This is a genomic window from Streptomyces spiramenti, assembly GCF_012034385.1.
GTDB lineage: Bacteria > Actinomycetota > Actinomycetes > Streptomycetales > Streptomycetaceae > Streptomyces > Streptomyces spiramenti.
Genome location: NZ_JAAVJB010000178.1, coordinates 1 through 11,318, shown reverse-complemented (window position 1 = coordinate 11,318; position 11,318 = coordinate 1). Strand labels below are relative to the sequence as shown.

Sequence of the window (11,318 nt, the reverse complement as noted above, 5' to 3'; positions counted from 1 at the left end):
GCCGCGGCCGTGTCCACCGTTCCCAGCAGCCGGCCGGTCGACTCCTCGACCACCTGCACCTGCGGGCCGCCCTCGCCGCGGATGTCGGCCAGGTCGCTGGGCCGGTCGCGCCGTGTCCGCGGCCCGGCCGGGCTGCTCGCCGCCGAATCCGGCGGCGCCGCCCGGGCCGGCTGGACCGCGCGGCTGGGATGGGCCACCGTCCTCGGCGCACTCGCCCTGGCCTGCGCCACCGGACTGATGGCCGTCTCCGGCTGGCTGATCTCCCGCGCCTCCGAACAGCCGCCGCTCCTCTACCTGATGATGGCGGTGACCGCGACCCGTGCCTTCGGCATCGGCCGTGCGGTCTTCCGCTACTGCGAGCGGCTGCTCTCCCACGACGCGGTGCTCCGCATCCTGGCCGATCTGCGAGTGGCCGTCTACCGCCGCCTGGAGCGGCTGGCCCCCGCCGGGCTGCGCCAGGTGCGCCGCGGCGACCTGCTGGCCCGGGTCGTCGGCGACGTCGACGCCCAGCAGGACCACTACCTGCGGTGGCTGCTCCCGGCCACCGCGGCGGGCGCCGCCTCGGCGTCGGCCGTCGTCTTCACCCTCTGGCTGCTGCCCGCCGCCGGCGTCGCACTGGCGGTCGGGCTGCTGGCGGCGGGTGTCGCCGTCCCCGCGGCGACCGCGGTGCTGGCGCGCCGCACCGAGCGGCGACTCGCCCCGGCACGGGGGAGGCTCGCCACCCGCACCGTGGACGTGCTGACCGGCACCGCCGAACTGTCCGTCGCCGGCGCCCTCCCCGGGCGGCTCGCCGCCACGGCGGAGGCCGACCGCGAACTGACCGCGCTCGCGGCGCGCTCGGCCGCCGGCAACGCGCTCACCTCGGGGTTGATCACCTGGATCACCGGGCTGACCGTCACCGCCGCGGCCTGGCTGGGTGTCGCCGCCGTCCACGACGGCTCGCTCACCGGGGTGTGGCTGGCCACCGTGGTGCTGCTCCCGCTCGCCGCCTTCGAGGCCGTGGCGGGTCTGCCGCAGGCGGTCCGTCACCGGCAGCGCGCCGCGCGCGCCGCCGACCGGCTGCGGGAGGTGCTCCAGGCGCCCGAACCCGTGGTCGAGCCCGCCGAACCGGCCGAGCCCCCGGCCGGCCCGTTCCCGCTGCGGCTGACGGGGCTCACCGCCTCCCACCCCGGCGCCGAGCGGCCCGCGCTGCGCGGCGTGGACCTGGAGCTGGCGGCGGGCCGCCGCATCGCGGTCGTCGGGGCCTCCGGCGCCGGCAAGACCACCCTCGCCCTGACGCTGCTGCGGCTGCTGGACCCTTCCGCCGGCCGCTACACCCTGGCCGGTACGGACGCCACCGCGCTCGACGGCGACGTCGTGCGGCGCCTGGTCGGGCTCTGTGCCCAGGACGCGCACGTCTTCGACAGCACCCTCCGGGAGAACCTGCGGCTCGCGGCGACCGACGCCGACGACGACCGGCTGTGGGCGGCGCTCGACCGCGCCCGGCTGGGCGAGTGGGCCCGCGCGCTCCCGGACGGGCTGGACACCCCGGTGGGGGAGGAGGGCGGCAGGCTCTCCGGCGGGCAGCGGCAGCGCCTCGCGCTGGCCCGCGCGCTGCTCGCCGACTTCCCGGTGCTGGTGCTCGACGAGCCCGCCGAGCACCTCGACGCCCCCACTGCCGACGCCCTCACCGCCGACCTGCTCGCCGCCACCGAGGGACGCGCCACCGTGCTGATCACCCACCGGCTGGCCGGGCTGGCGGCCGTCGACGAGGTGCTCGTCCTGGACGCCGGGCTGATCGTGCAGCGCGGTTCCCACGCCGAGCTGGCGGCGGTGTCCGGCCCCTTCCGTCGGCTGCTCCGCGCCGCCGACGGCGACCTGGCGGCGGCGCCCGGATCCGCGTCGGTGCTGACGGGGGCGTGAGGGGCCGGGGCACGGTGGCGATGGCCGTGCCCCGACGCCCTCCCGGCGGGGCCCGGCCGGGAGGCCCCGCCCACCGCATGCACCATCCAGAAGTCACAAAACAGGCAAATCGCCTAGGCTCGCACCATGGCGGCTGAGGGCTCATCGCGAAACGGCGGCTCGACCGACCTGGCGCAGCGGCTCCCCCTGCTGCTCGACGCCATGGTCGCGATCGGTGGCGACGTGGAGTTGCCCATGCTGCTCGACCGGGTCGTGGCCGCCGCTGCGGAGCTCACCGGCGCGCCCTTCGCGGCGCTCGCCGCAGTCAACGACGAGGGCGGCGTCGGCGAGTTCGTCACCCGGGGGGTGAGCGAGGAGGTTCGGGCGCGGATCGGCCGCCTCCCCGGTTCGCGCGGGCTGATCCGGTCGCTGCTGGAGTCCCGCACCCCGTTGCTGCTCACCGACCTGACGCGCGACCCGCGGTTCTCCGGGTTCCCCTCCGACCATCCGCCGCTCCGCTCCCTGCTGGGTGTGCCGGTCCGGGTCCACGATGCCGGGTACGGCGCCCTCTACCTGGCCGACACCCGCGCCGCCGCCTTCACCCGCGACGACCTCCAGCTGGTGCAGATCCTCGCCACGGAGGCGGGCATCGCCATCGGCAACGCCCGGCTCTACGAAGCCGTCCGGGAACGCGCGCGCTGGATGGACGGCACCGCGGAGCTCTCCACCTCGCTGCTCTCCGGGGACGTCGACGACGCTCTCGCCGTGGTCGCCGAGCAGGCCCGGCGGCTGGCGGACTCCGACGCCGCGATGGTCCTGGTGCCCAGCAGCGGCGGCGGCATGGAGGTGGTCGCCGCCTGCGCCGACGACACCACCGGCCTGATGGGGGCGCAGATCGCACCCGGCAGCGCCCTGCTCGGGCAACTGTTCGCCGGGGAGCCGGTGTTCTTCGAGGACGTCGCCTCCGACCCCCGCATCAACGATCCCAGCGCCGCTCGGTTCGGCCCCAGCATGGTGCTGCCGCTGGCCAACAACGGCCGTGCGCTGGGGGCGCTGGCGCTGCCGCGCGCCCGGGGGGCCCGGCAGTTCTCCATCGCCGAGCGGGCGATGGCCAACCAGTTCGCCCAACAAGCCGCGGTGGCGCTGATGCTGAGCGAGGCGCGGGACGACCGTCAGCAACTCGCCGTCTACGAGGACCGCGATCGCATCGCCCGCGACCTGCACGACCTGGTGATCCAGCGGTTGTTCGCCACCGGCATGCTCCTGGACACGGCGCAGCGCGCCGCCCAACTCCCCGACGTGCACAGCCGTATCGGCAAGGCGGTCGACGAACTCGACGCCACCATCCAGGAGATCCGCACCGCGATCTTCGCGCTCCAGCAGGGTCCCGAGGAGGCGCCGTCCGGGCTGCGGACCAGGGTGCTGCGGGAGACGGGGACCGTCGCGCTGACCCTGGGCTTCCAGCCCTCCGTCGCCTTCAGCGGTCCCGTCGACAACCGGGTCGGGGAGGCGGTGGCGAAGAACCTCATCGCGGCGCTCCGCGAGGCGCTCTCCAACGCCGCCCGGCACTCCGGGGCCGGCCGCGTCGAGGTCTCCGTGGACGCCACCGCCGTCCTTCCCGAGGGCGGTGACGCGGTCCGGCTGACCGTGGCGGACGACGGCGTGGGACTCCCCGAGGGGGAGGAGCGCCGCTCCGGGCTGCGGAACATCGGGCAGCGGGCGCGGAGCCTGGGCGGCACCGTGACCTTCGGTCCCGGCCCGGACGGCCGCGGCACCGCGGTCGTCTGGGAGGTCCCGCTCTGAGCAGCCGTATCTCTCGCTGGACAACCAGCGGATCTAGGACGTGTTGCAGGACCAGCCGGGGGGCGAGGCCATGCGGGCCAAGGACATCGCGGCGGCTCTCGGGCTCGATGCGTCGGTGGCTGCGAAGGTCGAGGGAGTGCGCTCGAAGGCGAAGCGGCTGGGCGAGCGCGGGTGGTTGCTCGCCGAGTCCTCGACGAGATCGACCGCCAGACCGGCAAGGGCCTGGCGGTCCACGTCATCTGCGACAACCTCTCCGCCCACAAGGCGCCCGTGGTGCACAAGTGGCTGCTCGCGCACCCGCGCTTCCAGCTCCACTTCACCCCGACCTACTCGTCCTGGATCAACCAGGTCGAGCGGTGGTGCACCGAGCTGGAACGGCGCTGTCTCGCACGCGGGGTGTTCTGCTCCCTCGACGAACTCACGACCGCACTCGAAGAATGGATCAAGGTCTGGAAGGACGATGCCCGGCCCTTCAAGTGGACCAAAACCGCCGACCAGATCCTCGACCGCTTCTGCCGCTACTGCGACAGGATCTCCGAACCAGATCACCAGCCGTTGACGGGCACGAGTGCGCCGTGGACGGCAGCCGCCTCCTCGCTGACCAGGAGAGCGATCGCCCCGGCGACCGCTTCAGGGGTTGAGGCGGTGGCGAGCAGCTCCGGCGGGAGTACTGCCTTGTTCGCTTCGGTGGCGATCAGGCGCGGAAGGACCGCATTGACACGGATCCCCAACGGCCGCAGCTCGACATCGAGCACCCGTGTCAGGTGCGCGGTCGCCGCCTTGCTGACGCTGTAGGCCGTGAGACCGTCGGTCGGTTCGACCCCCGCTTCGGCCGCGGTGTGGACGATCACGCCCTCTCCTAGCTGCTGCATGTGCGGCACCACGGCTTGCGTCAGCCATATTGCCGCGCCGACGTTGAGGTCGACCTGCTGGCGAAGCAGCTCGGGCGTGATCGTCATCACGCCGCCGAACGTACAGACCCCGATCGTGTTGACCAGAACGCTCGGCGCGCCGACCTCCGCCTCGACGCGCGCCAGCGCCGACTTGGCGCCCTCCGGCGTCGAGAGGTCCGCTGCGATCTGGTGAACCTCAGGTCCGAGCACGCGCAAGGCCTCCTCGTTGCGGTCGATGGCGACGACCCGCAGGTTCGCCGTCCGCAACGCCGAGACCACTGCTCGCCCGAGTCCTCCTCCAGCTCCAGCCACGACCGCGATCCGTGCACTCATTTTGGTCTCCTTTCTCGATGTGGACCGAGAACCGGCCACGAACACCACGCTAACAGATGTGTGCGCGCGCATCTTGTTCAGTGCGCATTCTCAGAGTAAGATCGCCTCATGACGCGCTCCGAGACCCCACCGCTGGAACTCTCCGAGCCCCGCTTCGCCGGCTTCTTCGCCCTGATCTATGCCCACGCAGCCCTGACTGCGCGGATAGACGCCCTCCTGACCGCGCGCCACCACATCACCTTCAGCGCCTTCGAAGTGTTCTGCCGCCTCCGAGAGTCCGAGCCCCAGGCGATGCGATCGCTGGCCCGTCTCCTTGTGAGTGTCAGTCCGACCCGCGCCTCCCGGATCGTGCAGGAGCACATCGACGCGGGACACCTCGCTCGCGCAGCCGATCAGACCGACGGGCGAATCTCGCTCATCAGCCTCACCGACGCCGGACGGCGCTACGCCGACGCTGTGTCGCGGACATTCGAGCAGGCCATTGACCAGCACTTCGCTGGCGTTCTGGACGAAGAGGACATGAACGCGCTGCTGAGGATCTGGGAGAAGCTGCACCAGACGTCGAATCCGGGACCGCCGCCACCCTCCGAGCGAAACCATGCCTGAACCGCGAAAACTCAGCGGTCATGTTCGGTTGAGATACGGCTCCTGATAGCGGAGGCACCGCGCGGTGGGACGGCGGCTACCGTGCGCGGCATGAATCGGACCGTGGTGATCAGCGGTGGCGGCACCGGCATCGGGCTCGCCGCCGCGCACTCCTTCGCCCGCATGGGTGACCGCCTCGTCCTGGTAGGACGGCGGCGCGACGTACTGGAGCGGGCGGCGGCCGAGCTGCCCGACGGGGTCGCCTGTCCCGCCGACCTGACGGAGCCGGCCGGTGCCCGCGCCGTCGCCGAACTCGTCCGTGAGCGGTTCGGCACGGTCGACGTGCTGGTGCACTCCGCGGGCGGCAACAGCGCCCTCCACCCCCGCGCTCCCACCGCGCTCGCCTCACCCGCGGACGTACCGCCCACTGGCGTCCCGCCCGCTGACGCGTCGTCCTCGCACGGCCCGTTCCCGGACCGGTCGGATCCGGACACCCGGAGCGCGGCCACGGCCGGAGCGGGGCCGAACCCGTCCGAGGGCGACGCGCGCGACGGGCTCGCGCGGATCGCGGCGACCTGGACCGCCGACTTCCGCACCAACACGCTCAGCGCCGTACTACTGACCGAAGCACTGCGCGACCGACTCGCCTCGCCGGGCGGCCGGGTGCTGTTCGTCAGCTCCGTCGCCGCCTACCGGGGTTCCGGCTCGGCCGCGTACGGCGCGGCGAAGGCGGCGCTGCACCCTTACGCTCACGCGCTGGCGGCTGAGTTGGGGCCGCGAGGAGTGACCGTGAACGTGGTGGCGCCGGGGCTCGTCGGGGAGACCGACTTCTTCGGCGACCACGGGATGACCGAGGAGAACCGGCGGGCGCGCGTGGCCGAGACGCTCAACGGCCGCGCCGGCACCCCGGGCGACGTGGCGGAGACGCTGCGTTGGCTCGCCTCACCGGCGGCCGGCCACGTCACCTCTCAGGTCGTTCAGGTCAACGGCGGTGCACAGCGGGGCAGTTGACCCGTGCAGGTGGCTCCGGTGGCGGTGGTCGCGGTGCGGTGGGCGGTGCCGCCGGGGCGGGCGGGGCGGGGCCGCCGGGAGCCCGTACCCCGTGCGGTGGTCCGCGGACGGTGATCCGTCCGGAACCCGCCGCAGGATCTTGACATGCCGGGAGGTGGTCCTAGGTTTCGGAGCAACTCCCTCCGCACCCCCCACGACCGGTGCCCGTTCGGGGCGCCGGTCACGAAGGAGAACCGCATGTCGCGTTCCGCGCTCCCCACTTCCGCGCAGACGCCGGACCCCGCCGCCCCCGCGGCCGGCTCCCACGCCCGGCGGCCCCGCCGCCTGCGCCTGGTGGCCGCGGCCTCCGCCGTGGCCCTGCTGGCGGGCGGCGCCGTCGCCGTCGGTGGCACCGCGCTCGCCGGTGACGACACCGGGCAGTCCGTCCCCGAGGCCCCCGCCGGTGCTGCCGCCGCCGCCCCCGCCGCCTCCCCGCTGGCCGAGCACGGCGCCCTGGAGGTCTGCGGCATACGGCTCTGCGGTGAGGACGGCCAGGAGGTGCAGCTGCGGGGTATGAGCAGCCACGGCACCCAGTGGTTCGAGCACTGCCTCACCGACGGCTCGCTCGACGCTCTCGCCGACGACTGGGGCGCCGACGTCCTGCGGGTGAGCACCTACGTCCAGGAGGGCGGCTACGAGACCGACCCCCAGCGGTTCACCGACATCGCCAGCCGCGTCATCGACCAGGCGACCGAGCGCGGCATGTACGTGGTCGTCGACTGGCACCAGCTGAGCCCGGGCGACCCCAACGCCAACACCGAGCGCGCCAAGAAGTTCTTCACCGACATCACCGACCGCCACGGCGACCAGGACAACATCCTCTACGAGATCGCCAACGAGCCCAACGGTGTGAGCTGGTCGTCGATCAAGAGCTACGCCGAGGAGGTCATCCCGGTGGTCCGCGCCGGCGACCCGGACGCGGTGGTCCTGGTCGGCACGCGCGCCTGGTCGTCCTTCGGGCTGTCCGAGGGCGCCGACGAGCAGGAGATCGTCAACAACCCCGTGAACGCCGACAACATCATGTACGTCTTCCACTTCTACGCCGCCTCGCACGGCGACTACTACCTCAACGCGCTGGACCGGGCCTCCGACCGCCTCCCGGTCTTCGTCACCGAGTTCGGCACCCAGGACTACTCCGGTGAGGGCGCCAACGACTTCACCATGTCGCAGCGGTACCTGGACCTGATGGCCGAGAAGAACATCAGCTGGGTCAACTGGAACTTCTCCGACGACTGGCGCTCGGGCGCCGTGTTCGACGTCGGTGTCTGCGCGGCCGGCGGGCCCTGGGCCGGCACCGCCGGGCTCAAGGAGGCCGGTGTCTGGATCCGGGACCGCATGAGCTGAGCCGTCCGACAGAGCTGAGCCGTCCGCCCGCCGGGGCGGACGAGAGCGCGGGCCGTGGTGGCGCCGGTCAGCCGGGCAGGGCGTCGAGCCATTCGACGAGCAGCCGGTTGGTCTCCTCCGGCCGCTCCTGCTGCACCCAGTGGCCGCACCCCGCGAGCACGTGGTTGCCCCGAAGCCCGGGGAGCGTCCGGGGGAACGCCGCGACCGCGTCGGCGAGCCAGCGGAGCGAGGCGTCGTGCTCGCCGCCGACGAAGAGCGAGGGAAGGTCGATCGCGGCACCTGCGTGAGGCGCCAGTTCCGCCCAGTCGCGGTCCATGTTCCGGTAGCGGTTGAGCGCCCCGGTGAAGCCGGTCCGCTCGAACTCCGCCGCATGGGCGTCCAGTTCCGTGTCGGACAGCCAGCCCGGCACCGTCCCGGTCGGGAACCGCTCCCGCAGGGTCCCGCCGTCGCGGGTGACGAAGTGCGGGTCGGGAGCGCCGGGCACCGGCGCCGTGTCGCCGGAGAGCGCCGCGTAGAACCCCGCGAGCCAGCCCCGCACGTCCGGCTCCATCTCCGACTCGGCCCGGCCCGGTTCCTGGAAGTAGGAGACGTAGAACTCCTCCTCGCCGCCCATCCCCGCGAAGACCTCGCCCGGGCGCGGCCCACCGGGCGGCGTGTACGGCACCCCCAGCAGGGCCACGCCCCGGCAGAGCTCCGGGCGCAGGAGTGCGGCGTGCGCCGCGCCGGTCGCTCCCCAGTCGTGCCCGACGAGCACGGCCTGCCGCTCCCCGAGGGCGTGCACCACCGCCGCGACGTCCTCGGCCAGGGCGGACGCCCGGTAGGCGGCCGGGTCGGCCGGACGGGACGAGCGGCCGTTGCCGCGGGTGTCCATCGCGACGGCGCGGTAGCCGGCGGCGGCGAGTGCGGGCAGTTGGTGGCGCCAGGACCGCCAGGTCTCGGGGAAGCCGTGCAGCAGCAGGACCAGCGGGCCCTGCCCCTGCTCCACGAGATGGGTGCGTCCCGCGGGCGAGGCGACCAGGCGGTGGGCGGGTGGGGTGGGTGTCACGGGGTCCTCCCGGGGGTCGACGTCCCACCGATGATCGGCGGGCGCCGGGAGGCGCGCCGAACCGTGTTGCGGTTTCGGCACGTCGCGGCACCGGGGCCTCGGCGGGTGCCGGGCTGCGCGCCGAGGTCCGCGGCGGTGGAAGTCGGTCGTGCAACTTAGGTTGTGATGCTTACTAGTCTGTGGTTCTATCTAGGTATGGCAACTGACCGAAGGGCGAGCTGGCTCAAGGGCGTCCTGGACCTGCTGGTGCTGGGCTGTCTCACCGATGGCGAGAGCTACGGCTACGAGATCGCCCGGCGACTGGACGGCGCCGGGCTCGGCCAGATCCGCGGCGGCACGCTCTACCCGGTGCTCAACCGACTGGAGACCGCCGGGCTGGTGGCCGCCGAGTACCGCGCCGCCGAGCGCGGCCCGGGGCGCCGCTACTACCGGCTCACGCCGGAGGGCGAGCGGCAGCTCGCCGAACAGACAGCGGCCTGGGACGAGTTCCACGCCACCACCCGGGCAGTGCTGGCCGGCGCTCCGACCACGGCGACGAAGGGGACACGCGAGTGATGACGACCGGGACCGACGACCGCTACCTCACCGAACTGGCGGAACTACTGCGTGCGGAGCGCATGCCCGAGGACCGGATCGAGGCCGTGGTCGGCGAGTTGATCGACCACCTCGACGCCACCGGCGTGCGCGCCGAGGACGAGTTCGGCCCGCTCGCGGAGTTCGCCGCCTCTCTGACCGGGGGCCCGGGTGTCGTCCCGACCGACGGCGGGGGCCCGGCCGAGGACGCCGAGGAGTGGCGGTGGGTGGCCGACTACGACAGCGACCTCGCGGTACTCGACCGGTACGGCCGGCAGGGCTGGGAGGTCCGGGAGCTCGACCGGCTCGGCCGGTTCGTCGCACGGCGCGACCGCGGGGCCGCCATGGCCTGGGAGTACCGCCGTGAGGTGGTCTCCCGGCGCCGGCGGGAGGAGCGCACCGCGCTGCTGGCGCCCGAGGGCTGGGAGCCGTGTGGCAGTTGGCGGTTCGTCACGTACTACAAGCGGCCCCTGGCCGCGTCGCTCGGCCCCGATGCCGCGCTGCCGGACCCGCCTGCCGGTCCGCGTGACCGCACCTTCCTGAGCCGCGGCAACCGGATCGGGATGGTGGTCGGCGCGGTGTCCCTGGTGGTGCTGCCGTTCCTGCTCTGGTTCGCGGGCGACGACCCGGGCGTCTGGATCGGCGGAGCCGTGGGCGGAGTCATCGGCGGGGTCGCCGCGGTGGTCGGCGTGCGGCGCTCGCTTCGTCGCGGCTCCGGTGAACGCCCCGCCACGGAGCCAGAGTTGAGCCCTCCCGGTAGTGACCCAGCGTAAATTCGAGCGCCGGAGCGCAACCGGCGCACAAAGGGGGCGCATGTGAATCGCGAAGCTCTGGTGACGGGAGGCGCGCACGCGGTGACGGGACGGGGCGGTAGCTACCGCGCGTGGTGACAGGCGTGCAACAAATTCACTCGAAGAGCTGAAGATTCGCTCGTCTGCAGCATGGGGGCGGGGATACTTTCTAGCGTGCCCGCCATGGACGAAGAGCCCACGAACCCCGCTGCGGCGCAGCCCAGGGACGCGATCGACGTCGATGACCTCGTCTTTGCCGCGACCGGCCGCCGCGTCCGGAGGCTGACCCTGCCCGACGGGACCCACTGGTTCCCCGCCGCCGAGTTGGGCGTTACGATGAGTGACTTTCCGGCCTCCCGGGGTGTCCCCGACGACCGTCGCGACACGCTGGCGAGCCTCACCGGACGGTTCGGGATCGCCGCCCCGACCGAGCCGGGGTGGTCCCCCGCGACGGAGATGGTTGACCTCTCCGTAGTCATGATGCTCGCGCTCGGGGGCGGCGGCGGCGGGGGCGGCGGCGATCCGTTCCGGGTCTGGGTGGCCGACGTCCTGACGGCCGTCCAGCGGGACGGCTGCCACTTCCTGGACGAGGCGACCGTGCAACCGCGCGGCGCCGCGCCGGGGACGGGGTACGCCATGCCGGGTCGACTCGCGGAGGCCGTGGTGCGGTTGGAGGAGCCCTGCCTGCCGCAGGACGCCGCCTTCGCCGAGGACTCCGCCTCTGCCCCCGGCGCCGCGCCCCGGTTCCGGGCCGAGGCGCCCGTGCGGAGCGCCCCGGAGCACGGGGCGCACGCCCGGTCCGACGGGGGCGCGGTCGCCGATGCGGAACCGACCCCCGACGCCGTACGCGGCTCGGACGGCGCCGAGTCGGGCACCCCCGGCGTGCCGCCCGATTCCGGGACGGAGGCCCCGTACGCGGCCTGGACGATCAGGTCGTGCGCCTTGTCGCGGGGCAGGCCGAGCAGGATGCCGGCGTCGACCATGGCTTCGACGAGGAAGTAGAAGTAGGCGGGCCCGGAG

Annotated in this window: 9 protein-coding genes and 2 pseudogenes; 8 read left to right on the top strand and 3 right to left on the bottom strand. The window is 73.5% G+C overall.

The window, feature by feature from the left end; genetic code table 11:
- From cydC to HCJ92_RS25090, 3 genes and pseudogenes are all read left to right on the top strand, one after another.
- A partial coding sequence (gene cydC, locus HCJ92_RS18265; protein WP_167934692.1) for a thiol reductant ABC exporter subunit CydC occupies nucleotides 1-1,902 on the top strand: 1,902 nt, incomplete at its 5' end.
- A gap of 126 nt (nucleotides 1,903-2,028) precedes the next feature.
- On the top strand, nucleotides 2,029-3,684 hold the full coding sequence (locus HCJ92_RS18260; RefSeq protein WP_167934691.1) for a sensor histidine kinase: 1,656 nt from the start codon (nucleotides 2,029-2,031) through the stop codon (nucleotides 3,682-3,684).
- 135 nt (nucleotides 3,685-3,819) lie between these two features.
- Nucleotides 3,820-4,044: pseudogene (locus tag HCJ92_RS25090) on the top strand (transposase); the annotation flags it as partial.
- 185 nt (nucleotides 4,045-4,229) lie between these two features.
- Here the strand turns inward: HCJ92_RS25090 and HCJ92_RS18250 are convergent.
- Nucleotides 4,230-4,910: an SDR family NAD(P)-dependent oxidoreductase gene (locus HCJ92_RS18250; protein WP_167934690.1), complete on the bottom strand. Its 681-nt coding sequence runs from the start codon at nucleotides 4,908-4,910 to the stop codon at nucleotides 4,230-4,232.
- A gap of 108 nt (nucleotides 4,911-5,018) precedes the next feature.
- On the opposite strand from HCJ92_RS18250, the gene HCJ92_RS18245 reads away from it, so the two are divergent.
- The 3 genes from HCJ92_RS18245 to HCJ92_RS18235 all read left to right on the top strand — a co-directional run bounded on the left by HCJ92_RS18245 (nucleotide 5,019) and on the right by HCJ92_RS18235 (nucleotide 7,889).
- Nucleotides 5,019-5,516: a MarR family winged helix-turn-helix transcriptional regulator gene (locus HCJ92_RS18245; protein ID WP_167934689.1), complete on the top strand. Its 498-nt coding sequence runs from the start codon at nucleotides 5,019-5,021 to the stop codon at nucleotides 5,514-5,516.
- 90 nt (nucleotides 5,517-5,606) lie between these two features.
- Entirely contained in the window at nucleotides 5,607-6,506 is a 900-nt protein-coding gene (locus HCJ92_RS18240; RefSeq protein ID WP_167934688.1) for an SDR family NAD(P)-dependent oxidoreductase, read from the top strand.
- Between the two features lie 237 nt (nucleotides 6,507-6,743).
- Nucleotides 6,744-7,889, top strand: a complete 1,146-nt coding sequence (locus HCJ92_RS18235; protein WP_167934687.1) for a glycoside hydrolase family 5 protein — start codon at nucleotides 6,744-6,746, stop codon at nucleotides 7,887-7,889.
- A 67-nt stretch (nucleotides 7,890-7,956) separates the two neighbouring features.
- Here HCJ92_RS18235 and HCJ92_RS18230 read toward each other — a convergent pair whose 3' ends face one another.
- Nucleotides 7,957-8,934, bottom strand: coding sequence for an alpha/beta fold hydrolase (locus tag HCJ92_RS18230; RefSeq protein WP_167934686.1), 978 nt, complete (start codon nucleotides 8,932-8,934; stop codon nucleotides 7,957-7,959).
- Nucleotides 8,935-9,129: 195 nt separating this feature from the next.
- On the opposite strand from HCJ92_RS18230, the gene HCJ92_RS18225 reads away from it, so the two are divergent.
- Together HCJ92_RS18225 and HCJ92_RS18220 are read left to right on the top strand one after the other, a co-directional pair.
- A complete protein-coding gene (locus tag HCJ92_RS18225; protein WP_167934685.1) occupies nucleotides 9,130-9,489 on the top strand; it encodes a PadR family transcriptional regulator in 360 nt (119 codons plus the stop codon).
- Nucleotides 9,489-10,280, top strand: a complete 792-nt coding sequence (locus tag HCJ92_RS18220) for a hypothetical protein (protein ID WP_167934684.1) — start codon at nucleotides 9,489-9,491, stop codon at nucleotides 10,278-10,280. Before HCJ92_RS18225 ends, HCJ92_RS18220 begins: the two co-directional genes overlap by 1 nt.
- Nucleotides 10,281-11,197: 917 nt before the next feature.
- Here HCJ92_RS18220 and HCJ92_RS18215 read toward each other — a convergent pair.
- Nucleotides 11,198-11,318: pseudogene (locus HCJ92_RS18215) on the bottom strand (pyrroline-5-carboxylate reductase family protein); the annotation flags it as partial.

What these genes read in the sequence shown, in the direction of transcription:
- HCJ92_RS18235 (WP_167934687.1), top strand. Translation starts at nt 6,744, where the DNA reads ATGTCGCGTTCCGCGCTCCCCACTTCCGCGCAGACGCCGGACCCCGCC.
- HCJ92_RS18245 (WP_167934689.1), top strand. Translation starts at nt 5,019, where the DNA reads ATGACGCGCTCCGAGACCCCACCGCTGGAACTCTCCGAGCCCCGCTTC.
- HCJ92_RS18250 (WP_167934690.1), bottom strand. Translation starts at nt 4,910, where the DNA reads ATGAGTGCACGGATCGCGGTCGTGGCTGGAGCTGGAGGAGGACTCGGG.
- HCJ92_RS18220 (WP_167934684.1), top strand. Translation starts at nt 9,489, where the DNA reads ATGACGACCGGGACCGACGACCGCTACCTCACCGAACTGGCGGAACTA.
- HCJ92_RS18240 (WP_167934688.1), top strand. Translation starts at nt 5,607, where the DNA reads ATGAATCGGACCGTGGTGATCAGCGGTGGCGGCACCGGCATCGGGCTC.
- HCJ92_RS18260 (WP_167934691.1), top strand. Translation starts at nt 2,029, where the DNA reads ATGGCGGCTGAGGGCTCATCGCGAAACGGCGGCTCGACCGACCTGGCG.
- HCJ92_RS18225 (WP_167934685.1), top strand. Translation starts at nt 9,130, where the DNA reads ATGGCAACTGACCGAAGGGCGAGCTGGCTCAAGGGCGTCCTGGACCTG.